The following is a 23,876-nucleotide window of genomic DNA, read 5'->3' on the forward strand; positions in this document are numbered from 1 at the left end:
CCGCCCTTCTGATGATCGTCACCGCCCTCATCGGCGCGCGCATCGGACGCCACAACGTCGTGGACGTGACGTGGGGCGGCGGGTTCGTTCTGATCGCGCTGATCTCGGCTGCGACCGGAACAGGCGAATTGTGGCGTCGAATACTTCTGCTCGTCCTCGTCGCTGTGTGGGGACTTCGTCTTGCGCTGCACGTCTTTCGACGTTCGCGCGGGCACGGTGAGGATCCGCGCTACACCGAACTGCTCGCCAAGGCCACCGGTAACGAAACCCTGTATGCGCTGCGGAAGATCTACCTGACGCAGGCGGTTGCACTGTGGTTCGTGTCCCTGCCGCTGCAGGTATCCGCTGTCTCTCACGGATCCGTTCTGCCGGTGGTCGCACTCGGCGTACTGGTGTGGATTCTCGGATGGACGTTCGAGGCAGTGGGCGATGCGCAGTTGGCGGCCTTCAAGGCCGATGCGTCGAACAAGGGCAAGATCATGGATCGTGGTCTGTGGTCCTGGACGCGGCACCCCAACTACTTCGGCGATTCGGCGGTCTGGTGGGGACTGTTCCTCGTCTCGGCGTCGGCGTGGCCCGGAGTGTTCACGTTGCTGTCGCCCATCGCGATGACGTACTTCCTGGTGTTCGCCACCGGTGCGCGGTTGCTCGAGCGCAGCATGGAAAAGCGTCCGGGGTATCGCGAATACCAGCAGCGGACCAGCTATTTCCTCCCGCGGCCGCCGAAACGAGCCGGCAAGTAGCTCGCGGGTGGGGCAGCGGCGCTAGGGTTGGTCGAGGATTTCGGTTCGTCGATCAACGAGGAGGCGCATCGTGGCGCACGAGAGAGCTGGAACCACTGCACTGCCGGAGGATCTGGTCGATCTTTCGCAGCTCGTGACGGCGTACTACTCGCGGGTTCCCGACGTGTCGGAACCCAGTCAGCAGGTGGTGTTCGGCACCTCAGGACATCGAGGGTCCAGTCTGGATTCGGCGTTCAACGAGGCACACATCGTCGCGACGACGCAGGCGATCGTGGAGTACCGCGCGGCACAAGGCATCACCGGGCCGTTGTTCATCGGCCGGGACACCCACGCGTTGTCCGAGCCCGCCTGGACGACGGCTCTGGAAGTGTTGGCAGCCAACGACGTCGACGTCCTGGTCGATTCGGGGGATCGGTACACACCGACCCCCGCCGTCAGTCACGCCATCCTTCGGTACAACGAGTCCGGCCCGTCGGCGCAAGCCGACGGCATCGTGGTGACTCCGTCGCACAATCCGCCCCGGGACGGCGGCTTCAAGTACAACCCTCCGCACGGCGGTCCGGCCGACAGTGATGCCACATCGGTCATCGCCGCTCGAGCGAACGAGCTTCTGCGCGATGGCATTTCGGGCATCAAGCGGGTGACCCTCGCACAGGCGTTCGCGGGGAGCGTCTCGCGCTACGACTTCCTCGGCAACTATGTGGACGACCTGCCGAACGTGCTCGATCTCGACGCCGTTCGCGCGGCCGGGGTGCGCATCGGAGCAGATCCGTTGGGTGGTGCGAGTGTCGATTACTGGGATGCCATCGCCGAGCGGCACAATCTGGACCTGACCGTGGTGAACCCGTTGGTGGACGGCACATTCCGCTTCATGACTCTGGACACCGACGGCAAGATCAGGATGGACTGCTCGTCGCCGAACGCGATGGCGTCGCTCATCGCTGCCCGCGATCGCTTCGACATCTCGACGGGAAACGACGCCGACTCCGATCGGCACGGCATCGTCACTCCCGACGGTGGCCTGATGAATCCCAATCACTTCCTCGCCGTCGCCATCGACTACTTGTTCACGCACCGACCCGATTGGTCACCCACGGCGGCAGTGGGCAAGACGTTGGTGAGCTCGTCGATGATCGACCGGGTCGTCGGAGGTCTCGGTCGTCGACTCCTCGAGGTGCCGGTCGGGTTCAAGTGGTTCGTTCCGGGTCTGCTCGCAGGTGAGCTCGGTTTCGGCGGCGAGGAGAGCGCAGGCGCGTCGTTCCTCCGCCACAACGGCCGAGTCTGGACCACCGACAAGGACGGCATCATCCTCGCGCTGCTGGCGTCCGAGATCACCGCCGTCACCGGGTCCACGCCATCGCAGCGCTACGGCGAGTTCACCGCGAAGTTCGGTAATCCGACGTATGCCCGCGTCGACGCGCCGGCCACCCGCGAGCAGAAGGCCGTTCTCGCCAAGCTCTCACCGAGCCAGATCACCGCCACCGAGCTTGCCGGGGAACCGATCACGGCAACGCTGACCGAGGCGCCGGGCAACGGGGCTGCCCTCGGTGGACTGAAGGTGACGACGGAGAGCGCTTGGTTCGCTGCGCGCCCGTCCGGAACCGAGGACGTGTACAAGATCTACGCGGAGTCGTTCCAGGGCGAGGAGCATCTCGCCCGGGTTCAAGCCGCAGCACGTGAACTGGTGTCGTCCGCACTCGAGAGCTCGTGACCGACTCACCTCCACCCGATCACGACAGTTCGACGCCCGAGCCGGCGTTCCAACCCGGAGGCAAGCTCCCGCCGGAGATCTGGGTTCTGGTATCTGCGGCGTTCGTCATCGCGCTCGGATTCGGCATCGTCGCGCCCGCTCTGCCACAGTTCGCCCGGGAATTCGGCGTCGGCTACACCGCGGCGTCGGCGGTCATCAGTGCATTCGCCCTCATGCGGTTGCTGTTCGCACCCGCCAGTGGCGCTCTGGTGCAGCGGCTCGGCGAGCGACCCGTGTATTTGATCGGACTGCTGATCGTTGCGGTGTCCACCGGTGCGTGCGCTCTGGCCCAGACGTACTGGCAGCTGCTGCTCTTTCGTGGACTCGGCGGCATCGGCTCGACAATGTTCTCGGTGTCGGCATTGGGACTGCTGATCAGGATCAGTCCTCCGACCAGTCGTGGCCGTATCTCCGGCCTGTATGCGACCGCCTTCCTGTTGGGAACCATCGGCGGTCCACTCGTCGGCGGCGCGCTCGTCGGATTCGGTCTGCGGGTGCCGTTCGTCATCTACGCCGTGGCTCTCGTGATCGCCGCGGCCGTCGTGTATTTCACCCTGGGCAATTCCGACCTCGTCAAGCCGGAGAAGGGCTCGGCACCGCCCACGATGTCGTTGCTCGCCGCCCTGCGGATTCCGTCGTATCAAGCCGCGCTGGCGTCGAATTTCGCCAACGGGTGGGCAGTGTTCGGTGTTCGGGTGGCCTTGGTGCCGTTGTTCGTCGTCGAGGCGATGCAGCGATCCGAGGTGTTCGTCGGTATCGCGCTGACCGTGTTCGCAGTGGGAAATGCGCTGGTGCTCACCACTGCCGGTCGCCTGTCCGATGTGCGCGGTCGCAAGCCCTTCATGGTGGGTGGGTTGGCGGTGTGCGGCCTGGGAACCGTCGTGATGGGGTACGTGCACGATCCCGTGCTGTTTCTCGTGGTGTCGTTGATCGCCGGAATCGGATCGGGACTGATGAGCCCCGCCCAGCAGGCCTCGGTTGCCGACGTGATCGGATCGAAGGCGCGCGGAGGGCCCGTGCTGGCTGCATTCCAGATGGCCTCCGATGTCGGTGCGGTCATCGGCCCGATCGTGGCCGGGATGATCGTCGAGCAGGTCTCGTTCGGTCCGGCTTTCGCGGTGACAGGAGCGCTGCTTCTCCTGGCCGGACTCTGGTGGTCGCGAGTTCCGGACACGCTCGGGCGCGAGCGCACCTGACGCACGCAACCGTAGTATTCGCTGTGTGAGCCAGAAGAAGATATCGAGTACGAAACACACACCCGAGGCAACCTCCAACACGATGACGTACGTATTGGGCGGCATCGCATTCGTCGTAGTGGTGATCGTCATCGTGGTGGCGATCATGTGGCAGAGCGGAAGCGACGCTCCCCGCAACGACGGCTACGGAACGGTCAAGAATCCGGCGGTCGAATTGTCGTTGCCGGGTGACGGTGTGGTGCAGCTGTCGCGTCCGGAAGCGCAGCGGGTCATCGATGTCTTCGAGGATCCGATGTGCCCGTTCTGCGGCGACCTCGAGGTGAAACACGGCCAGGAGTTGGCTCAGAAAATCGACGACGGTGTCGTCTCGGTGAATTACCACCTGGTCAATTTCCTGGATCCACAGTCGGCGTCCGGTGACTATTCGACGCGTGCCGTCGCGGCGTCGCACTGCGTGGCAGCGACCGAGAACGCGCGGGTCTACTCCGCATTTCACGCCGGGTTGTTCGACCCGGAATTTCGCCCCGAAGAAGGCGGTGACTCCGACCGAACCGATGCCGAACTCGCCGAACTCGCCGGATCTGCAGGAGCGAGCGAGCTGGCAACGGAGTGCATCACCAGCGGTGCGCAGCGCGACGCAGCAGTAGCGGATGCGAACACCGGACGGGACGCACTGGCGGCGTCGGGTGCCCGGGGAACGCCGGGGGTCCTCGTGGACGGTCAGGTTGTCGACGCGCTCGGTGATTCGGAATGGCTTGCGTCGATCAACTGATCTCGGGCGTGGGTGCGGTCGGTCGTGGAGGATTCGGTACCGGTCGCACCAGGTGATTTGTTGCTGCTGCGGCCGATGGTGTAACTTCGTTCGAGCAACCGCATGAGCGGGAGCACGCAGTAACTCGGGGCTATGGCGCAGCTGGTAGCGCACCACACTGGCAGTGTGGGGGTCAGGGGTTCGAGTCCCCTTAGCTCCACCGAGAAGCATGCTTTACCGAGTAAGAAGCTCCACCGAGATGGTCAATGAAAAAAGCGTCGCCCTCGGGCGACGCTTTTTTTGTGTTTCGGTGTCGAGACTGCCGAATCGGCTTTCGGGTGTCGGACCGGAGCCCGATTCGGCTGTGGTGGCTCAGTGAGCGGCGTCGAATGCCTGCTCGACCTCGGCGGGGATTCTGCCTCGCGCCGAGATGTTGTGGCCGTTCGCCTTGGCCCATTCTCTGATGGCTTTGGTCTGATTGGCGTCGCGCTTGGCACCGGTTGCCGGGGTGCTCGACTTCTTCGTTCGCTTTCCACCGACCTTGGTGGAGTGCTCGATGTAATAGTCGAGCTTGCGGTGAAATTCCTTCGCGTTCTTGTCGCTCAGGTCGATTTCGTAGCTGACTCCGTTGACCGAATAGGTTATGTGTTCGCCACCGGATTCGATCGGTTTTTCGTCGATGTCGTCGACTAGTTGCACATAGACTTTTCTGGCCATGCTGAAGCTCTCCAATGATGCAGGGGATGATGCGGGGATGTCCAGATCGAACTGAAGCGACTATACGGCTGAACAATGTGTTTATCCATGTGGGTCGGGGAATTGTTACTCGATTCGCAGAATTCTCACAATCACCTCGACAGCTCGGGAAACCGACGAGGTGATTGTGAGAAGCATTGTCTCGGCGATCCTGTTCATCGTTATCCGTGAGAAAGACGAACTGTCCGGTTTGAATACGTAGTGCCATCCTCGAGTCGGTTCGAGTTCGATCGAATGCGATCGGCCGGCGCACTCCGCTTCGATGTTTCCGGCAACGAATCGGTCACGAAACGCACTCGTTTCACTAACGAAAAATCACCCGATACGCGTCGACGGCAATATCTGCTTCACTTGAGGCGCAAGTGTCTGTTGTGACGTGTGGTGCCCCGCGGTGCGGTGACCCGCTCGGATCAGCGGTGTCCGAGGGGTCGAGAGGGGAGTTGCGCAGCGAGTTCCACCGTTGCGCCAGACGCTATGAAATCTGCACCGATGACCAGATCGGTAGTGACGGCGCTGATGTGCGTCGGGATTCTCGGTGCCGGGGTGCTCGTGTCCGCACCTGCCATGGCAGCACCGGACGGCACGGCACCCGCCGCAGGCACGGAGTTGTCGGGGAAGACGGTCTTCCTCGATCCGGGTCATCAGGGCACCGCACACTCGGAGAATCTGCAGCGGCAGGTGAACGACGGACGTGGCGGCACCAAGGACTGCCAGACCACCGGCATGACCACCCTGGACGGCGTGCCCGAGCACACGATCAACTGGAAGGTCAGCGAGCTCGTCCGATCGAGCCTCGAAAGTCTGGGTGCGACGGTGAAGACGAGTCGAGCAGACGACACCGGCTGGGGTGGCTGCGTCGACGACAGGGCGAGGGCAGCCAGTGAGTCCGGAGCCGACGTGGCCGTGAGCATCCATGCGGACTCCACGAGTACGACGACCGACACCGACAGGCACGGGTTCCATCTGATCGTGCCCGCTCTGCCGATTCCGAGCGCCGCTGCCGACGCTGCCCAGTCAGAGGGGGGACGTTCGGCGTCGACGCTGATGCGAGACTCCTACGTGCGCGCAGGCTTCGAGCCGGCGAACTACGCGGGGGTCGAGAACGGGATACAGGAGCGATCCGATGTCGCCGGTCCTGCGCTGACCACGGTGCCCCTCGTGTTCGTGGAGATGGGCAACGGATCCAACCCCGACGACGCAGCTCTGCTGGAGAGCTCGGACGGTCAGCTCGAGCATGCGATCGCCATCTCGACGGGGATCATCGACTACCTCCTCGGGGCCGAAACCCCCTCGACCCCAACGGACGCCGCGACCACCCCTGCGGCTGCCCCCGCCGCGACTGCCACCACCGACACCGCCGCGTCTCCGGCAGCACCCAGCGGCGCAGGCCCCGCGGACGCGGGGCGCAGCGCATTGTCCAGGTTGCTCAAGAGCGTGTCCCCGTACGTGAATGCGTTGGGCGTCGACGGCCTGGAAGCACTCGCGACCCCGGACAGCGTGAGCAGTGTTTCGACGTTCGCTCGAGGCCTGCTGAAGCAGATTCTCGCCGACCGGTAGTCTCGGACGCCGTGGCGCGTCGACGAATTCCGGTGGTGATAGTTGCGGGCTTTCTCGGCGCAGGCAAGACCACCCTGCTGAACCACCTGTTGCGCAATGATTCCGGTATCCGAATAGGTGTTGTGGTCAACGACTTCGGGGCGATCAACATCGACTCGATGCTCGTGGCCGGCCAGGTCGATTCGATGGTCTCGCTCGGCAACGGTTGCATCTGTTGCGCCGTCGACATCAGCGATATGGACGCGATGTTCGACGCCCTCGCACACCGTCGGTCCGCCATCGACGTGATCGTGGTGGAGGCCAGCGGCTTGGCCGAACCCCGCAATCTCATCAGAATGGTCCGGGGCAGCGAGAACGAATTCATCGTCTACGGCGGGCTCGTCGGGGTCGTCGACGCCGTGGAATTCCCGCAGACCCGCGTGCGGCATCCCGAGATCGACCAGCACCTGCAATTGGCCGACCTGGTGGTGTTGAACAAGTCCGACGCGGTGAGCGAGTCCGAACGCTCCGCGGTGGTGTCGACGGTGCAGTCGGTCGTAGGAGACGTCCCCGTCGTACCCGTGGCCTTCGGTCGCGTCGACCCGCTGCTGCTGTTCGACCGACGCGAGGATCACTCGGTGAATTCGGCAATGGCGGTGCAGCTGTCGTTCGACGAACTACTCCGAGAGAATCACGACCACGACCACGAGCACGACCACGACCACGACCACGACCGACACCTGCACGCGCAGTACTCACACACCGAATTCGTCACGGCGGAGCCCGTCGAACCGCGTCGGTTGATCGAGTTCTTGGAGAATCCCTCCGGGAACCTCTATCGCATCAAGGGATTCGTGCATTTCGGCATCGCCGGCTACCCGCAGAAGTTCGTCGTGCACACGGTGGGCCGACACATTCGATTCGAGGCTGCGTCCTGGGCCCGAGGCGAGACCGAGCAGACCTCACTGGTGCTGATCGGTACCGAACTCGATGCGTCGGCCGTCGAGCAGCGGTTGCGTGCCTGTGTGCGAGGACCGGACGACGTCGCCGACGCCTCCGCGATGCTTCCGGTCCATCGCTACCTCGAGACCGGCTAGTTCCCTAGAGCCCGACCCACTCGGTCCGTCCGCCCTCGAAACCCTGACGCTTCCAGATCGGGACCTCGGCCTTGATGCGCTCGACGAGTCGGGCGCAGGCCTCGAACGCTTCGGCGCGATGAGCCGAGCCGACGGCCGCTACGAGTGCGAGGTCGCCGACGCGCAGATCGCCGACGCGATGCACTGCGGCCACCGCCAATCCGGTCTCTGCCGATACCTCCGAGCAGCAGCGGCTCAGGAACCGTTCTGCATCGGGGTGGGCGCGGTATTCCAGAGTCTCCACCGCATGTCCGCCGTCGTGATCGCGCACGATTCCGCTGAACAGTACGACGGCACCGTGACGCGAATCCTGCACTGCTGCCTCTACTTCGGCAGTGCTCAGCGGTTCGTTCGAGATACGGGCGACGAGCTCACTCATCGTGGGGGCCTCCTCCGGCGATCTGGGCGAGCACATGGTCGAGGAGCGGGTCGAGAACGGAGAGTCCGTCCTTCACGCCACCCGGTGAGCCCGGCAGGTTGACTATCAGTGTGCGTCCGATCAGACCCGAGACGCCGCGGCTGAGCACCGCGTGGGGCGTCGCAGACGTTCCGCGGGTTCGGATGGCATCGGCGATGCCCGACATGTCGATGTCGAGGAGCGCTGCCGTCGCCTCGGGGGTCGCATCGGTGGGGGATACGCCGGTGCCGCCCGTGCTGACGATCAGCGACGGTTCGCCGAGCAGAGCGTCCTGCAGCCCCGCAGCGATCTCGGCATCGGCGTACACCAGTGGGCCGCGCACGGCGAAGCCTCGATCGGTCAACCAGGACGCGATGGTGGGGCCGGTGGTGTCCGGTCGAGTTCCGTTCGCGCCACCGGTGGAGGCCACCAGTACCGCCGCGGACCGTGAGGACTCGAAGATCGGCGCAGCCGCAGCCTCGGGGGAGACCTCTGCGTCGTCCCGCTGCCAATGTCCGTGCTTGCCGCCGTCTTTGGTGAGCAACCGGACGCCGTTCATGGTGGCACCGGGATCGACGGCCTTGACCATGTCGTGCAGGGTCAGGCCGGCGACGGCGACCGCGGTCAGTGCTTCCATCTCCACCCCGGTACGTCCGGTGGTGCGGGCGGTTGCCTCGACCGTGATGGACGACTCGGTGAATCCGAACGAGATCTTCACCGAGGAGAGGGCGAGCTGATGGCACAGCGGAATCAGCTCCGACGTCCGCTTCGCTGCCGAGATGCCGGCGATGCGGGCGGTGGCGAGAACGTCCGCCTTGGGCATGTCGTCGGCGCGCACGAGCGCGATGACCTCGGCCGTGGTGACGAACTCACCGGCGGCGACGGCCGTGCGCGAGGTTTCCTTCTTGTGCGCCACATCGACCATGCGGGCGCGGCCCTGATCGTCGAGATGAGACAGCTGGGGTGGCTGGGCGTCGGTGGTCACAGCGGCCACACCTCCACGTCGGTTCCTGCGGCGAGTTCGGTTGTCTCGGAGTCGATATCGATCAGCACATCGGCCCATGCCAGTGCGGCCACCAGGTGCGAGCCGGGGCCGGCGACGAGCTCGACCCGACCGTCGTCGCGTAATCGGCCCCGAAGTAGTTGTCTGCGACCGGGCGGTGACACGATCGATTCGTGCAGGGCCGCGGTGGTCGAGAGCACCGGCGGCAGACCGGCCGCTCGCCGAACGATGTTGCGCGCGAACATGATGTACGAGACGACCGTACTGACGGGATTGCCGGGAAAGCTGAGCACGGGGACGCCGTCGAACATCGTGATGCCCTGCGGTCCGCCCGGCTGCATACGAACCGATCCGAAGTTGCCGCCGAGCGGGCGGAGTACGTCCTTGACCACCTCGAAGTCGCCCATCGACACCCCGCCGGACGTGATGATCAGCTCGGCCGATTCGGCTGCGGCGTCGAGGATCTCGCGAAAGCGGCTCGGCTCGTCGGAACTGCGCGAGACGGAGACCACCTCTGCGCCGCTGGCGCGAAGGTGTGCGGCGAGAGTGATGCCGTTCGAGTCGTAGATCTGACCGGGCGTCAGCGTCGAACCGGCGTCGACCAGTTCGGCACCGGTGGTCACCACGGCCACCCGAGGGCGCGAACGAACGTCCACTTCGCCGAAGCCGACGGCGGCGAGAACGGAGATGTGGCGGGGTTCGAGCACTCGGCCCGACTCGACCAGGATTGTCCCGACGCGTACGTCGCTTCCTTGTTCGCGTACGAATTCGCCTGCTGCGCGGCTTCTTTCGATCGTCACGGAACCGGCCGTCGGTACGGAGGTGTCCTCGACGGGGACGATGGTGTCCGCTCCGTCCGGAACGGGGGCACCGGTCATGATCTTGGCGGCGCTGCCCGGCGCGAGAACTGCCGACTGCGTCGGGCCTGCGGCGATGATCGTCGAGACCGCAAGCGTCACCGGGGTCGTCGCCACGGAGCGAGAATCCACGGCGTAGCCGTCCATCTGCGAGTTGCGGAACAGTGGCAGATCGACCGGAGATCGAACGTCTTCGAACGAGACGCGGCCCAACGCGTCGTCGAGAGGAATTCGCTGAGCGGTTCTCGCTGTCAGCGCCGCGAGCAGAATCTCGACCGCGGCGGCATGTTCCTCGACCGATACTGCGGTCACCGTGCGGATCCAGTGATCGCGTGCCTCTGCTCAACCGTCATGGGTGCCAATCCTAGGCACGCCGATCCGTCCGCTCGGTGTGGGCTGCGGCATAATGGGTAGACACATCTACGACAGGCGTGATTCCCGACAGAGACGAGGTACGAGGTGACGGTGGACAGTGTCACCTCGCTCGGCATTCCAAGGTTCGGCACCACCACGGGTTCTGCGGCAGGCGGGGTGAACTCCGTGTCCGATCGGCCGGACGTGCCACACCTGATCGATCGATTCGGCCGGGTGGCCCGCGACCTGCGTATCTCGATCACCGAGAAATGTTCGCTGCGCTGCACGTACTGCATGCCGGAGGAGGGCCTTCCGGCTATCCCGGCGGCAGCGTTGCTGACACCGGCCGAGATCGCTCGCGTGGTCTCGGTGTCCGTGCGGCTGCTGGGGATTCGGGATGTGCGTTTCACCGGAGGCGAACCGCTGATGCGCCGCGACCTCGACGACATTCTGCGGTTGTGCCGCGATGCCGCGGAGGGTGTGCCGCTGTCGATGACCACCAACGCCGTCGGTCTCGAACACCGGGCTCGGTCCTTGGCCGACGCCGGGTTGACCCGAGTGAACGTCTCGTTGGATTCCGTCGACCGCGAAGATTTCGCTCGTTTGACCCGACGAGACCGGTTGCCGTCCGTGCTCGCCGGAATCAGGGCAGCGCAGCGAGCCGGGATCGGACCGGTCAAGGTCAATGCCGTTCTGATGCGCGACACGCTGTCCGGTGCCGTCGATCTGCTGCGCTGGTGTCTCGACGAGGGGGTGGCACTTCGATTCATCGAGCAGATGCCGCTCGACGCCGATCACGAGTGGGCCCGCGCGAACATGATCGACGCCCAGACCTTGCTCGACGAGCTGTCCACCGAATTCGATCTGCGTGAGGTGGGGCGTGCCGACCCCTCGGCCCCGGCCGAGGAGTGGAGCGTCGACGGCACCGACGCCACCGTCGGCATCATCGCGTCGGTGACACGCTCGTTCTGCGGTGATTGCGACCGCACCAGGATCACTGCAGAAGGAACGATTCGGTCCTGTCTGTTCAGCGACGACGAAACCGATCTGCGGGCCGCTCTGCGCGGCGGTGCCACCGACGAGGAACTGGCAGCGGTGTGGCGCGGGGCCATGTGGAACAAGTGGGCTGGACACGGCATCGACGCCGACGGCTTCGTACCTCCCACCCGCAGCATGGGAGCCATCGGTGGGTGACACCCAGGTGGAGGTGCGGTATTTCGCTGCAGCGGTCGACGCGTCGCACTGCGAGTCCGAGTACCTCACCGTGCCGGTCGGTGCCACCCTCGCAGATCTGAGAGAGCTGATTCTGTCCCGGCACGGCGCGCCGATGGAGCCGATTCTTCGGGTCTCGGCCTACCTGGTGGGAGAAGATCTCACCCGCGATCTGGGGCGCGTGATCGGCGGCAGGGTCGACGTGCTGCCGCCCTTCGCCGGCGGCTGAGCACACCCCGCCGCCGACCCGTGGCTGCCCGATTCAGCTGCTTCTCTTCCACCAATCGTCGAACGGCGTCACGGGCACCGTGCGCTTGTGACGGGTTGCCAGGAACATCTTCTCCAGCTTGTCCGCGACCTCGTCGGTGATGTCCTTGCCCTCCAGGTAGTCGTCGATCTGCTCGTACGTGACGCCGAGGGCTTCCTCGTCGGGTAGCGCAGGTCGATCGTCTTCGAGATCTGCGGTGGGAACCTTGCGCCAGGTGCTCTCGGGTGCCCCCAGCTCGCGCAGCAGTGCCGCGCCCTGGCGCTTGCTCAAGCCGGTCAGCGGAGTCAGATCGACGCCGCCGTCACCGAATTTGGTGAAGAAGCCTGTGATCGCCTCGGCGGCATGATCGGTGCCCACGACGACGTAGCCGAGTTCGCCTGCGAGGGCGTACTGCGCGACCATGCGCTGGCGAGCCTTGATGTTGCCGCGGACGAAGTCTCGGATTCCGGCACTACCGAGTGCTTCCGCCGTCGCGGCCGCTGCGGCGTCGGCGGCGTCCTTGATGTTCACCGTCACTGTGCGGTCGGGATCGATGAACTTCAGCGCGATCGAGGCGTCGTCCTCGTCGGCCTGCACGCCGTAGGGGAGGCGAACGGCGACGAACTCGGCCTCGTGTCCGTCCGCTCGGAGCTCCGTCGCAGCCTGTTGGGCGAGCTTGCCGGTGAGCGTGCTGTCCTGTCCGCCACTGATGCCGAGCACGAACCCCGAGGCCGGCGTCGACGCCAGGTAGTCCTTGAGGAAGTCGACTCGCCTGCGGACCTCCGTGATCGGGTCGATGGTCGACTGCACGGCCAGCTCGCGCATGATCCCCGTGCGCAATTCCGAGTTGATGTGTCCCATCACGTCATCCTAATGACGAATGCCGGGGCCGATCTCGCGCCGTGCGTAGTGTCGGTGGTCGTGAGTGGAACCTCCGATACCTTCGTCAAGCGAATCCCCCAGGCACACCCCGACTTCTACGCCGCCGAGGCCACCGGGCTCGGGTGGCTCGGCGAGGCCGGGGCCCCGGTCGTCGGGGTCGTCGGGCACGGCCGGGCGTACATCGAACTCGAGCGGCTGGTTGCGACCCGTCCCACGCCTGCCGCAGCCGAACGATTCGGGCGCGCGCTCGCAGCGACACACTCGGCCGGAGCCGCCGGGTTCGGTGCGCCACCCGTGGATGCCGACGGCGTCGCCTTCTCGGGTCAGCTGTTCATCGGATCCCGGCCCATGAGCAGTACGGTGCACCGATCCTGGGGAGCCTTCTACGCGGCCGAACGAGTGTTGCCGTTTCTCCGAATCGCGGTCGACGCCGGAACCGTGACGCCGGGGGAGGCATCGATCGTCGAATCGGCGTGTGGACGCATCGCGGACGGCGACTTCGACGATGCAGAGCCGCCGAGTCGTATTCACGGCGATCTCTGGAACGGCAACGTGTTCTGGACCGACGCGGGAGTGGTGCTGATCGATCCGGCGGCGCACGGTGGGCACCGCGAAACCGATCTGGCGATGCTGGCACTGTTCGGTTGCCCCCACCTCGACGTCGTCGTCGGCGGCTACGAGACGGTCCAGCCGTTGCGAGCAGGGTGGCGCGAACGCACAGCACTGCATCAGCTGCATCCACTCGCCGTTCACGCAGCCGGTCACGGCCGCTCGTACGGCACCGCGCTGCACGCGGCGGCCGCCGCCGTCGTCCGTCTTTGAACGCAGGAGCTACCGAGTGCGAGTTGCCCCGATGGCTATCGGACTCGAGTTGCCCTGCGTACCAAGTCTTCCCAACCGTCGGCAAGGCGATCCATCGGCATTCCCAGATCGCGGTACTGATGGAGGACCAGGGTGGCTTCGAGTGGTGTGAGCAGCCAGTACGCGAGCAATTCGAGATCCCCGTCCACCTCGGCGGCGCGGAGCAGCGACAGCACGTGGGTGAAGTTGACCATGTGCGCCGGGGCGGAATACCGCGCGTCGTCGGCGCTCTCCGCGGCGCGGAGCACTTCCCCCTGAACGTTGACGAATTCCAGTCGCGCTCGGCCGAAGGCGACGAGACGGTCGATCGGGTCGGCTCCCGGGCCCAGCGGCGGAGCGCCGAACATGAACGAGTGCTGCAGTTTCTTCTCGGTGTGGTCGAGCAACGCACGCATCAGCCCGGCCCGGTTCCCGAAGCGACGGAACACGGTGCCCTTGCCCACTCCGGCCTTGGTGGCCACCGCGTCCATGGTGATGGCGTCGGCTCCGACGGCCGCCACCAGATCCGTTGCGGCATCGAGGAGAAGGCGACGGTTGCGGGCTGCGTCGCACCGCTCGGAGTCCTCGCCCGCTATGGGCAGCATGGGGCCGGTCACAGACGAAGCCTACCTTGCCGGGAACATAAATGGACCACGGTCCGTTTGGATGGTAGGAATTGACACGACGATCACGTCATCCGAACTCGCGAAGGAATAACCTCATGTCAGACGCTCATGTACTCGTTCTCGTCGGAAGCTTGCGCGCCGAGTCGGTGAACAAGCGGATCGCCGAGACTGCTGTCACCGTGGCACCCGCCGGTGCCGAGGTAGTGGTCTACGACGGACTCGGAGATGTCCCCTTCTACAACGAGGACATCGACGTCGAGGGATCGGTGCCCGAGGGCGCACTCGCTCTGCGGGCCGCTGCCGAGAAGGCCACGGCGTTGTTGCTGGTCACGCCCGAATACAACGGCACCATTCCGGCCGTGCTGAAGAACGCCATCGACTGGCTTTCGCGCCCCTACGGTGCGGGTGCCATGGTGGGCAAGCCGGTCGTCGTCATCAGCGCTTCCCCCAGCGGCAACGGAGCGAAGTGGGCGCACGAGGACACCAGCAAGGCCGTCCGCATCGCCGGCGGAACCGTTCTCGAGGATGTTCGGCTCTCCATCGGTGGCACCGTCGACAAGTTCGGCTCGGCCCACCCGCGTGAGAACGCAGAGGTCTCCGGTGAGATCGGCCACGTCGTTGCCGAACTGGTGAAGGCCGCCGACGAACTCGTGAGTGCGTGACCCGTTCGGTTATGGGAATCGTTTTCATGTAGGGTTGCTGCATGAAGGTGAGAAACTCTTTGAAATCGCTCAAGAACAAGCCCGGCGCACAGGTGGTACGACGCCGTGGCACGGTGTTCGTGATCAACAAGAAGGAACCGCGGTTCAAGGCGCGCCAGCGCTGACCACTGCGTGATCGCCGAAGGGCTCTCGGAGAAGTTCGAGGGCCCTTCGGCGTGTCGTGGGGAGGGTCGGCGGTTCTCGGTACACGTCATGGTCCCGGCCCGGTCTCCCTGTGACGAACAACATGCGTGCGATGTGACGTGCGACACGCCGATATCGTCCGATTCTTGCGGCTCGACAACGCCGTGACCAGCGAATACCAAGCATGTTGTTCGCAACATCTCGTGTTCTAGCCAGATGTCGGACACTAGGTGTAGTGTTTGACCAACCGAGAGACAACAACTCGAAGAGCCTGCACACATGGGTTCGAGCAGGTCGAAGTCGCCCTGAGCGGGAGATGTTCTCGGTGCCACACGCAGAGCACATCGGTCGCGTCGGTTCACCCGATGGCGACAACGGAAAGAGGGACACCATGAGCATCACCGTTTACACCAAGCCCGCCTGCGTTCAGTGCAATGCCACCTACCGCGCCCTCGACAAGGCCGGTATCGAGTACTCCGTCATCGACATCTCGCAGGACCCCGAAGCGCGCGACTACGTCATGGCTCTCGGCTACCTGCAGGCTCCGGTCGTCGTTGCCGGTGACGATCACTGGTCCGGTTTCCGTCCGGACCGCATCAAGAGCCTTGCAGCGAACGCTGCTTGAACAGAACGAGGAAGTGAGTGAGCGGTGAGTTTCCAACCGCAGTCCACCCACTCACTGGTCTATTTCTCCAGCGCGTCCGAGAACACTCACCGCTTCGTCTCGAAGCTGGACATTCCCGCGACACGCATTCCACTTCGTGATCCGGACGGCACCTTTCGTGTCGACACTCCCTACGTCCTCATCGTGCCGACGTACGGGGGAGGGGTCACGTACTCCGGGCGCGACACCAACTACGTCCCCAAGCGTGTGATCAAGTTTCTCAACGACAAGCACAATCGGTCGTTGATCCGAGCTGTCATCGCTGCCGGAAACACGAACTTCGGTGACTCGTTCTGCTTCGCGGGAGATGTCATTTCGCAGAAGTGCGCAGTTCCGTATCTCTACCGATTCGAATTGATGGGCACCCCCGAGGACGTAGTGCGGGTCCGCGAGGGGCTGGAGGACTTCTGGGAACGTGAAGTCCGACGCGCCGCCCACACGCACTAGAGCACCACACACCACATACCCAGTAGGAGCATCGCCGTGGCACCGACCATCACCGACGCAGGACCCGTACCCAGCACCGTCCGCGGCGACGGCGACATGGACTACCACGCGCTCAACGCGATGCTCAATCTGTACGGCCCCAACGGTGAGATCCAGTTCGAGAAGGATCGCGAGGCCGCCAATCAGTACTTCCTGCAGCACGTCAATCAGAACACCGTGTTCTTCCACGATCTGGACGAGAAGCTGGACTACCTCGTCGAGGAGAACTACTACGAGCCCGAGGTTCTGGACCAGTACTCCCGCGAGTTCGTGAAGTTCCTGATCAACCACGCATACTCGAAGAAGTTCCGGTTCCCCACGTTCCTCGGGGCGTTCAAGTACTACACCTCGTACACGCTCAAGACGTTCGACGGCAAGCGTTACCTCGAGCGGTTCGAGGACCGGGTGTGCATGGTGGCACTGACGCTGGCCGCAGGCGACGAGGCCCTGGCCACCGATCTGGTCGACGAGATCATCGCAGGCCGCTTCCAGCCCGCGACGCCCACCTTCCTCAACTCCGGCAAGAAGCAGCGCGGCGAGCCCGTCTCGTGCTTCCTGCTGCGTATCGAGGACAACATGGAGTCCATCGGTCGCTCCATCAACTCGGCCCTGCAGCTGTCCAAGCGTGGTGGCGGAGTTGCGTTGCTGCTGAGCAACATTCGCGAGGCCGGCGCGCCCATCAAGCGCATCGAGAATCAGTCCTCGGGTGTCATCCCGATCATGAAGCTGCTCGAGGATTCGTTCTCCTATGCCAACCAGCTGGGTGCGCGTCAGGGCGCGGGCGCGGTCTACCTGCATGCTCACCACCCCGACGTCTACAAGTTTCTCGACACCAAGCGTGAGAACGCGGACGAGAAGATCAGGATCAAGACGCTCTCGCTCGGAATCGTCATCCCGGACATCACGTTCGAGCTGGCCAAGAAGAACGAGGACATGTACCTGTTCTCGCCGTACGACGTCGAGCGCATCTACGGAGTCCCGTTCGCAGACATCGACGTCTCCGAGAAGTACTACGAGATGGTCGACGACAAGCGGATCCGCAAGACCAAGATCAAGTCGCGCGAGTTCTTTCAGACTCTCGCCGAGTTGCAATTCGAGTCCGGCTACCCGTACATCATGTACGAGGACACCGTCAATCGCGCGAATCCGGTGAAGGGCAAGATCACTCACTCCAACCTGTGCTCGGAGATCCTTCAGGTCTCGACGCCGTCCACGTTCAACGACGACCTTTCGTACAGTCATGTCGGCAAGGACATCTCGTGCAACCTCGGTTCGCTGAACATCGCCAAGACGATGGACTCGCCCGATTTCGGCAAGACCATCGCCGTGGCCATTCGCGGACTCACCGCAGTGTCCGATCAGACGCACATCTTCTCCGTGCCGTCGATCGAGCAGGGCAACAACGATTCTCACGCAATCGGCCTCGGGCAGATGAATCTGCACGGCTACCTCGCACGGGAGCGCATTCACTACGGCTCGACCGAGGGCATCGACTTCACCAACATCTACTTCTACACGGTGCTGTTCCACGCTCTCCAGGCATCGAATCAGCTGGCCAAGGCTCGTGGACAGTACTTCAAGGGGTTCCCGGACTCCAAGTACGCGTCGGGTGAATTCTTCGACAAGTACACCGATCAGGTCTGGGAGCCGGCCACACCCAAGGTTGCGAAGTTGTTCGCCGAAGCGGGCGTATCCGTTCCCACTCAGGCGGATTGGACGACGTTGAAGGCGTCGGTGCAGGAGTACGGGATCTACAACCAGAACCTGCAGGCCGTCCCGCCGACCGGTTCCATCTCGTACATCAACAACTCCACCTCGTCGATTCACCCGGTGGCGTCGAAGATCGAGATTCGCAAGGAAGGCAAGATCGGCCGCGTCTACTACCCGGCACCGTATCTCGACAACGACAACCTGGATTTCTACCAGGACGCGTACGAGATCGGGTACGAGAAGATCATCGATACCTACGCTGCCGCAACGCAACACGTCGATCAGGGGCTGTCTCTGACGCTGTTCTTCAAGGACACGGCCACCACTCGTGACATCAACCGCGCGCAGATCTACGCATGGCGTAAGGGCATCAAGACGCTCTACTACATCCGCCTGCGCCAGTTGGCCCTCGAAGGCACCGAAGTGGAGGGTTGCGTGTCCTGCATGCTGTAGTCGACTCGGTCGGTCGGCCTGTGGCGAATACCGCGATATCGCGGTGCGCCGCGGAGCATAATCAGGCATGGACACCGAAGCGGGCGACGAGGTCGAATCCGATATCGATGTGACAATTGCTCGGAAGGACGCACGTCCTTCCGAGCAATTGTTGCGTGGTCGACACGCCCGACGGCGCGTACCCCGCAGCGGGTTGGGCGAGTGGGATCCAGCCTCACGTGGCCATGATGCGCTCGAAACGGTGCTGGCGCAGAACACCATTCGGGTGCCGGAGCTATTGCCGATCCGCTACGCCCGTATGTCCGCGTCGCCGTGGACCTACTTCCGTGGGGCCGCGGCCGTGATGGCGGCCGATCTCGCGTCGACTCCGCACACCGGCATCGAGGTCCAGTTGTGTGGCGATGCCCACGTGTTGAACTTCGGATTGTGGGCCACCCCCGAACGGAACCTGTACTTCGATCTCCGCGACTTCGACGAGACGCTGCCGGGCCCGTTCGAGTGGGATCTCGAGAGGCTGGCGACGTCTCTGGTGGTTCTCGGTCGCGAGAACGGGGTCGATGCGCGGCGCTCCGATCGGGCGGTCGCAGCGATGACAGCGGCGTACTGCAGAAAGATGAGGGCGTACGCGAAGACCCCGGAGATCGACATCTGGTACGACCGCATCGACGTCGCGGGATTGCTCGGTCACTTCTCGTCGGGCATCGCCCGCCACGCCGAGAAACTGATCGAAACGAAAGCCGAGCGTCGTACCAGCCGTGGGGCGTCCCGCAAGTTCACCGAGACGAGGGACGGGCGTAGACGAATTCGCGAGGACGCGCCTTTTCGCACCCACGTGGGTGATTCCCAGATCGAGCTCGTGCAGGCGGTCATCGCCGGTTACAGCGAGTCGGTCGACGACCATATCTGGAGTCTGCTGTCCAGGTTCCGAGTTCTCGACGTGGTTCGGCAGGTGGTCGGCGTCGGGAGCGTAGGGATGCGGGTGTATCTGGCGCTGCTGGAAGAACGGCGGACGGGCGACCCGTTCTTCCTGCAGATCAAGCAGGCGGGGCCGTCGGTGTTCGAGCGGTTTCTCGAACCGAGCAGGTACGACAATCACGGTGCGCGCGTGGTCAGCGGACAGCGAATGCTGCAGAGTGCCACCGATATGTTCGTGGGATGGACTGCAGTGGGGGACATGAACTTCTACGTTCGGCAGTTTCGTGACATGAAGGTCATTCCCGACGGCGAGATCATCGGGCCGTACCTCACCGAATTCGCAACCGCATGCGGTGAGGTGCTTGCACGAGCGCACGCCCGAAGTGGTGACGCGGAGGCGATCGCCGACTACCTCGGACGAGGAGACAAGGTCGGTCGGGCGATGGTGGCTTTCGCCCACGCCTACGCCGATCAGAACGAGCGCGATCATGCGCAGTTGGTCGAGGCCATCGAAGCCGGAACCGTCCCGTGCTCGGTGGGGTGGTGACAGACCGAAGCAGGCGTAGGGGTCGTCGCTGCGGGCGACACTCGCGGCACACTTTGTAGTGCCTACCGGACTTGTCGGACACAACGGGTAGTGTTCGTGTCAGCGACTTTTCACGCAGTTCCGTCCCAGTTCTCGCTCATCGACCTGTAGGTAGGCACCCATGGTAAAGCTCATCGATCGCGTCTCCGCGATCAACTGGAATCGGGTCCAGGACGACAAGGACTCCGAAGTGTGGGAGCGCCTCACCAGTAATTTCTGGCTGCCGGAGAAGGTGCCGGTGTCAAACGACATTCCGTCGTGGGCAACGCTGACCGCCGTCGAGAAGCAGTTGACGATGCGTGTGTTCACCGGATTGACACTGCTCGACACCATTCAGGGCACCGTCGGCGCTGTCAGCCTCATTCCGGATGCCATCACTCCCCACGAGGAGGCGGTGTACACCAACATCGCGTTCATGGAGTCGGTGCACGCCAAGAGCTACAGTTCCATCTTCTCCACCCTCAGCTCCACCCGCGACATCGACGACGCATTCCGCTGGTCCGAGGAGAATGTCAACCTCCAGCGCAAGGCCGAGATCGTCCTGAACTTCTACCACGGTGACGATCCGCTCAAGCGCAAGGTCGCGTCGACGCTGCTCGAATCGTTCCTGTTCTACTCCGGCTTCTACCTGCCGATGTACTGGTCCTCACGGGCCAAGCTCACCAACACCGCTGACCTGATCCGTCTGATCATCCGCGACGAGGCCGTGCACGGGTACTACATCGGGTACAAGTACCAGAAGGGTCTCGAGAAGGTCAGCGAGGCGCAGCGCGAGGAACTCAAGAACTACACCTTCGAGTTGCTGTTCGAGTTGTACGACAACGAGGTCGAGTACACCCAGGACCTCTACGACGAGATCGGCCTGACCGAGGACGTCAAGAAGTTCCTGCGCTACAACGCCAACAAAGCACTGAACAATCTCGGCTACGAGGGCCTGTTCCCCAAGGACGAGACGGACGTCAACCCGGCGATCCTGTCGGCGCTCTCACCCAACGCCGACGAGAACCATGACTTCTTCTCCGGTTCGGGTTCCTCGTACGTCATCGGCAAGGCCGTCAACACCGAAGACGAGGACTGGGACTTCTGAGCCCGTTCGCCACGCCGGGACGCTCACGAATTCGGTGGGCGTCCCGGCGGGCGAATGTCCTCGGCGTCCTTGGGCATTCGGCCCTTCTCGCTCAGAGCGCGGCGCAATAGGAACTCGATCTGAGCATTGGTGCTCCGCAACTCGTCGGAGGCCCAACGGGCGAGAGCGTCGTGCACCGCTGGGTCCAACCGCAGCAGAATCTTCTTACGCTCGACGGCCATGACTCACTGGTACAGCGATCCGGTGTTGACGACCGGTTGCGTGTCTCGGTCGCTGCACAGGACCACGAGCAAATTCGACACCATCGTGGCCTTGCGCTCCTCGTCGAGCTCGACGACGTGCTTTTCCTCCAGCTTCCCGAGCGCCATCTCCACCATTCCGACGGCACCTTCGACGATCTGCTGACGGGCGGCGATGACCGCGCCTGCCTGCTGCCGCCGCAACATTGCCTGAGCGATCTCCGGGGAGTAGGCCAACCGGTTGATTCGGGTTTCGATCACCTCGACACCGGCCGAACGTACCCGTGCGTGCACCTCCTCCGACATGGCGGCAGTGATCTCGTCGGCGTTCTCCCGCAACGACATTCGCCCTTCGGCGTCGTACGGGTAGCTGCCGGCGATGTGCCGGACGGCGGACTCGGTCTGGACGGCGACGAACTCCTCGTAGTCATCGACCTGGAACGACGCCAGTGCGGTATCGGCGACCTGCCAGACGACGATGGCGGAGATCTCGATCGGGTTGCCGTCGGCGTCGTTGACCTTGGATTGTCCGGTTTCGTGGTTGCGGATTCGCGTCGAGATGGCCCTGCGATACGTCAACGGATTGGTCCAGCGCAGCCCCGGCGTCCGCAGGGTGCCGCTGTACGAACTCCCGAGGAGCTGAAGAACGCGAGCCTGATTCGGTTGCACCAGCGTCAGGCCCATGAGCGCCGGAAGTGAGAGGACGAACAGTACGACCCCGGTCACGATCAGTCCGACGACGGTGAAGACCAGTCCGACAGTGAACGCAGCGATTCCGCCGAGAAACAGCGCGAGGCCGATGCCGAGCATCGACCAGCCGGGAAGATCCCATCCCGGGCGCTCGGCGATGGTGGTGGTCGGGGTACCCGTCGGCTTCTCGGCGACGGTTGCAGGTGCGGACATGAGTACCTCCCTCTCGATGGTGATATTAAAGTGATATCACATTACGAATCGAAAGGGGGAAGGTTCGGTCGAACTGTGCCCTCGGTGCGGTCGGGAGTCAGCGCCGGAACCACGCCGACGGCTCGTCGGCGATGGCCTTCTCGATTCGCAATCGCGAAGTGGCCGTGAGGTTTTCCGGGAGCGCGTCGAGTGCGAACCAGGCAACGTCGAGATTCTCGTCGTCGGCCACATGCGGGATGCCGCCGGTGTATCGAGCGAGGAACGTGATGTCCAGATACTGCGCGACGTCGCCGTTGGGGTAGGTGATCGGCTCCGTCACGTCGACGCTCGTCAAGCGCTCGATCGAGGCGTCCACCCCGGTTTCCTCGCCGATCTCACGCAGCGCTGCCGGGGCGGGTTCCTCGCCCGGTTCGAGAATTCCCGAGACCACGGCCCAGGTGTTGTTGTCCGCTCGCAGAGTCAGCAGCACGCGCCGGTCGTCGTCGAGAACGACTGCGCTGACACCGGACAACCACAACGGCGACGTTCCGACGACACTGCGCAGGGCACGGACGAATTCGGGAATCGGCATCGCGTCAGGAGACGTAGGCGTTCAGGGAGGCGGACAGGTCGTCCAGAACGGCCCGTGCCGCGACGACGCCGCTGCCCGACCACACCGTGTCGTCGACGGCGAAGACCCGACCGTCGGTGACAGAACCGAGAGCGTGCCACGCATCGGAGTCCATCACCTCGCGCCCGAAGCTCTCGCCGTCGGGGCCCGCGAATCGCACGTAGACGATGTCTCCCTCGACCGGCGTGAGGTTGTCCGACTCGACCGAGAACGTGGCGTCGCGCTGGCTCTGGGGCCGGCCGACTCCGACCTCGTCGAGTATCTGGCCTGCGAACGAGTTCGGTCCGTCCACCTCGATGGAATCCGCAGCGAATCGGACGACGGACGCCTGAGTCTGGGTGGCGTCGATCTCACGACCGACTCGTTCGGCGTCGGCGGAGAACGATGCGAGTGCCTCGAATGCCGCCTGGCCGCGACCGAGCGCCGCCGCGGACTGCAGAAAGGTGTCTTTCCAACCCTGCCCCGTTGCGGTGAAGACGGTCGGGGCGATGGCTGTCAGCTCGTCGTAGGTAGTCGATCCGAGCGACTCGGCACCGAGGATCAGATCGGGGTCGAGGGCGGTGATGGCATCGATGTCGGGTGAACCCACCGGCCCGACGGACGGAACGGACGCCAGTCCGGTGCCCAGGTACAGCGGTTGGTCTCCGTCGCCCCGGAAATCGGGGTCGATCGTGGCCGCCCCGACGACGCGCTCCCAGATGCCGACCGCGCAGCTCGCGTCCAGGCCTGCGGCATCGAGCACGACGATGCGCTGGGGGTCGGCCGGAAGGACGCTGATGCCCTCGGCATGTCCGACGGGTCTGGTGTCACCCTCGATGCCGGTCGGATCGAGTGGTGCCAGGGCGGGGCACAGACCCGCGGTGTCCCGGTTGTTGCCGACCACTCCGGCACCGGCGATGTTCGTGGTGGTGCGAACGATGGTGGATGCGTCGTCCTGCGACTCGGAGTCGGAACAACCGACCAGCGCCACGGCGGCGGCGAGGCACACGGAGGCGACGGCACCGATCCTGCGCGGCGCACACGAACGGGGGACTCGTGGATGGAGTGGCAACGCTGGACTTCCTTCGACGGGTCGGGTGGTCTCACACAGTA

Annotated in this window: 26 protein-coding genes and 1 tRNA gene; 17 read left to right on the top strand and 10 right to left on the bottom strand. The window is 64.1% G+C overall.

Annotated elements, in window-relative coordinates; genetic code table 11:
* Nucleotides 1-11 precede the first annotated feature (11 nt).
* The 5 genes from R3P95_RS00905 (at nucleotide 12) to R3P95_RS00925 (ending at nucleotide 4,660) form a co-directional block, all read left to right on the top strand.
* Complete coding sequence (locus R3P95_RS00905; RefSeq protein WP_394855375.1) at nucleotides 12-743, top strand: DUF1295 domain-containing protein; 732 nt, start codon at nucleotides 12-14, stop codon at nucleotides 741-743.
* A gap of 70 nt (nucleotides 744-813) precedes the next feature.
* Entirely contained in the window at nucleotides 814-2,454 is a 1,641-nt protein-coding gene (gene pgm, locus R3P95_RS00910; protein WP_283347004.1) for a phosphoglucomutase (alpha-D-glucose-1,6-bisphosphate-dependent), read from the top strand.
* A 77-nt stretch (nucleotides 2,455-2,531) separates the two neighbouring features.
* Entirely contained in the window at nucleotides 2,532-3,689 is a 1,158-nt protein-coding gene (locus R3P95_RS00915) for an MFS transporter (RefSeq protein WP_094642463.1), read from the top strand.
* Between the two features lie 25 nt (nucleotides 3,690-3,714).
* The gene (locus R3P95_RS00920; RefSeq protein ID WP_179276653.1) at nucleotides 3,715-4,461 is read left to right on the top strand and encodes a DsbA family protein; all 747 of its coding nucleotides are present in this window, start codon (nucleotides 3,715-3,717) and stop codon (nucleotides 4,459-4,461) included.
* 126 nt (nucleotides 4,462-4,587) lie between these two features.
* Nucleotides 4,588-4,660 (top strand) — tRNA-Ala (locus R3P95_RS00925).
* 152 nt (nucleotides 4,661-4,812) lie between these two features.
* Here the strand turns inward: R3P95_RS00925 and R3P95_RS00930 are convergent.
* Nucleotides 4,813-5,157, bottom strand: a complete 345-nt coding sequence (locus tag R3P95_RS00930; RefSeq protein WP_037190211.1) for a histone-like nucleoid-structuring protein Lsr2 — start codon at nucleotides 5,155-5,157, stop codon at nucleotides 4,813-4,815.
* 528 nt (nucleotides 5,158-5,685) lie between these two features.
* Here R3P95_RS00930 and R3P95_RS00935 point away from each other — a divergent pair.
* The gene (locus R3P95_RS00935; RefSeq protein WP_317547139.1) at nucleotides 5,686-6,753 is read left to right on the top strand and encodes an N-acetylmuramoyl-L-alanine amidase; all 1,068 of its coding nucleotides are present in this window, start codon (nucleotides 5,686-5,688) and stop codon (nucleotides 6,751-6,753) included.
* A gap of 11 nt (nucleotides 6,754-6,764) precedes the next feature.
* Nucleotides 6,765-7,829: a CobW family GTP-binding protein gene (locus tag R3P95_RS00940; protein ID WP_317547140.1), complete on the top strand. Its 1,065-nt coding sequence runs from the start codon at nucleotides 6,765-6,767 to the stop codon at nucleotides 7,827-7,829.
* 4 nt (nucleotides 7,830-7,833) lie between these two features.
* Here the strand turns inward: R3P95_RS00940 and R3P95_RS00945 are convergent, their stop codons facing one another.
* Genes R3P95_RS00945 through R3P95_RS00955 form a run of 3 tightly spaced genes read right to left on the bottom strand, consistent with a single transcriptional unit; the run spans nucleotide 7,834 to nucleotide 10,437 of the window.
* On the bottom strand, nucleotides 7,834-8,247 hold the full coding sequence (locus tag R3P95_RS00945; RefSeq protein WP_068045866.1) for a molybdenum cofactor biosynthesis protein MoaE: 414 nt from the start codon (nucleotides 8,245-8,247) through the stop codon (nucleotides 7,834-7,836).
* A complete protein-coding gene (gene moaCB / locus R3P95_RS00950; RefSeq protein WP_317547141.1) occupies nucleotides 8,240-9,250 on the bottom strand; it encodes a bifunctional molybdenum cofactor biosynthesis protein MoaC/MoaB in 1,011 nt (336 codons plus the stop codon). Before moaCB ends, R3P95_RS00945 begins: the two co-directional genes overlap by 8 nt.
* Nucleotides 9,247-10,437 carry a molybdopterin molybdotransferase MoeA gene (locus R3P95_RS00955; protein ID WP_317547142.1) on the bottom strand — a complete coding sequence of 397 codons (1,191 nt, stop codon included), beginning with the start codon at nucleotides 10,435-10,437 and terminating at the stop codon, nucleotides 9,247-9,249. Before R3P95_RS00955 ends, moaCB begins: the two co-directional genes overlap by 4 nt.
* A gap of 177 nt (nucleotides 10,438-10,614) precedes the next feature.
* Here R3P95_RS00955 and moaA point away from each other — a divergent pair, with 177 nt between their 5' ends.
* Both moaA and R3P95_RS00965 read left to right on the top strand, forming a co-directional pair.
* Nucleotides 10,615-11,673 (top strand): GTP 3',8-cyclase MoaA, encoded by a 1,059-nt coding sequence (gene moaA, locus R3P95_RS00960; protein ID WP_149405648.1) that lies wholly within the window; start codon nucleotides 10,615-10,617, stop codon nucleotides 11,671-11,673.
* Complete coding sequence (locus R3P95_RS00965) at nucleotides 11,666-11,920, top strand: ubiquitin family protein (RefSeq protein WP_300521490.1); 255 nt, start codon at nucleotides 11,666-11,668, stop codon at nucleotides 11,918-11,920. Before moaA ends, R3P95_RS00965 begins: the two co-directional genes overlap by 8 nt.
* A 33-nt stretch (nucleotides 11,921-11,953) precedes the next feature.
* Here the strand turns inward: R3P95_RS00965 and nadE are convergent, their stop codons facing one another.
* Complete coding sequence (nadE, locus tag R3P95_RS00970) at nucleotides 11,954-12,799, bottom strand: ammonia-dependent NAD(+) synthetase (protein WP_317547143.1); 846 nt, start codon at nucleotides 12,797-12,799, stop codon at nucleotides 11,954-11,956.
* A gap of 12 nt (nucleotides 12,800-12,811) precedes the next feature.
* Between nadE and R3P95_RS00975 the strand changes: the two genes are divergently transcribed.
* Nucleotides 12,812-13,642 carry a fructosamine kinase family protein gene (locus R3P95_RS00975; protein ID WP_394855366.1) on the top strand — a complete coding sequence of 277 codons (831 nt, stop codon included), beginning with the start codon at nucleotides 12,812-12,814 and terminating at the stop codon, nucleotides 13,640-13,642.
* A 35-nt stretch (nucleotides 13,643-13,677) separates the two neighbouring features.
* Here the strand turns inward: R3P95_RS00975 and R3P95_RS00980 are convergent, their stop codons facing one another.
* Complete coding sequence (locus R3P95_RS00980; RefSeq protein ID WP_149405513.1) at nucleotides 13,678-14,277, bottom strand: TetR/AcrR family transcriptional regulator; 600 nt, start codon at nucleotides 14,275-14,277, stop codon at nucleotides 13,678-13,680.
* A 104-nt stretch (nucleotides 14,278-14,381) separates the two neighbouring features.
* Here R3P95_RS00980 and R3P95_RS00985 point away from each other — a divergent pair, with 104 nt between their 5' ends.
* The 7 genes from R3P95_RS00985 (at nucleotide 14,382) to nrdF (ending at nucleotide 21,032) form a co-directional block, all read left to right on the top strand.
* A complete protein-coding gene (locus R3P95_RS00985) occupies nucleotides 14,382-14,948 on the top strand; it encodes an NAD(P)H-dependent oxidoreductase (protein ID WP_149405514.1) in 567 nt (188 codons plus the stop codon).
* Nucleotides 14,949-14,989: 41 nt separating this feature from the next.
* The gene (gene ykgO / locus R3P95_RS00990; protein WP_037189801.1) at nucleotides 14,990-15,112 is read left to right on the top strand and encodes a type B 50S ribosomal protein L36; all 123 of its coding nucleotides are present in this window, start codon (nucleotides 14,990-14,992) and stop codon (nucleotides 15,110-15,112) included.
* Between the two features lie 410 nt (nucleotides 15,113-15,522).
* Entirely contained in the window at nucleotides 15,523-15,756 is a 234-nt protein-coding gene (locus R3P95_RS00995; RefSeq protein WP_068045912.1) for a redoxin NrdH, read from the top strand.
* A gap of 24 nt (nucleotides 15,757-15,780) precedes the next feature.
* Nucleotides 15,781-16,242 carry a class Ib ribonucleoside-diphosphate reductase assembly flavoprotein NrdI gene (gene nrdI / locus R3P95_RS01000; RefSeq protein ID WP_149405515.1) on the top strand — a complete coding sequence of 154 codons (462 nt, stop codon included), beginning with the start codon at nucleotides 15,781-15,783 and terminating at the stop codon, nucleotides 16,240-16,242.
* Between the two features lie 36 nt (nucleotides 16,243-16,278).
* Entirely contained in the window at nucleotides 16,279-18,444 is a 2,166-nt protein-coding gene (gene nrdE / locus R3P95_RS01005; protein ID WP_317547144.1) for a class 1b ribonucleoside-diphosphate reductase subunit alpha, read from the top strand.
* Nucleotides 18,445-18,511: 67 nt separating this feature from the next.
* Nucleotides 18,512-19,906: a DUF2252 domain-containing protein gene (locus tag R3P95_RS01010; RefSeq protein ID WP_149405517.1), complete on the top strand. Its 1,395-nt coding sequence runs from the start codon at nucleotides 18,512-18,514 to the stop codon at nucleotides 19,904-19,906.
* A 160-nt stretch (nucleotides 19,907-20,066) separates the two neighbouring features.
* Nucleotides 20,067-21,032 carry a class 1b ribonucleoside-diphosphate reductase subunit beta gene (gene nrdF / locus R3P95_RS01015; RefSeq protein ID WP_008717549.1) on the top strand — a complete coding sequence of 322 codons (966 nt, stop codon included), beginning with the start codon at nucleotides 20,067-20,069 and terminating at the stop codon, nucleotides 21,030-21,032.
* Between the two features lie 23 nt (nucleotides 21,033-21,055).
* Here the strand turns inward: nrdF and R3P95_RS01020 are convergent, their stop codons facing one another.
* From R3P95_RS01020 to R3P95_RS01035, 4 genes are all read right to left on the bottom strand, one after another.
* Nucleotides 21,056-21,253, bottom strand: coding sequence for a hypothetical protein (locus tag R3P95_RS01020; RefSeq protein WP_037189794.1), 198 nt, complete (start codon nucleotides 21,251-21,253; stop codon nucleotides 21,056-21,058).
* A gap of 3 nt (nucleotides 21,254-21,256) precedes the next feature.
* Nucleotides 21,257-22,174 carry an SPFH domain-containing protein gene (locus R3P95_RS01025; protein WP_317547145.1) on the bottom strand — a complete coding sequence of 306 codons (918 nt, stop codon included), beginning with the start codon at nucleotides 22,172-22,174 and terminating at the stop codon, nucleotides 21,257-21,259.
* A 97-nt stretch (nucleotides 22,175-22,271) separates the two neighbouring features.
* Nucleotides 22,272-22,745: an NUDIX hydrolase gene (locus R3P95_RS01030; RefSeq protein WP_149405518.1), complete on the bottom strand. Its 474-nt coding sequence runs from the start codon at nucleotides 22,743-22,745 to the stop codon at nucleotides 22,272-22,274.
* Nucleotides 22,746-22,749: 4 nt separating this feature from the next.
* Nucleotides 22,750-23,835: an iron-siderophore ABC transporter substrate-binding protein gene (locus tag R3P95_RS01035; protein WP_317547146.1), complete on the bottom strand. Its 1,086-nt coding sequence runs from the start codon at nucleotides 23,833-23,835 to the stop codon at nucleotides 22,750-22,752.
* Nucleotides 23,836-23,876: the final 41 nt, after the last annotated feature.

It is taken from the genome of Rhodococcus cercidiphylli, from assembly GCF_033042225.1.
GTDB lineage: Bacteria > Actinomycetota > Actinomycetes > Mycobacteriales > Mycobacteriaceae > Rhodococcoides.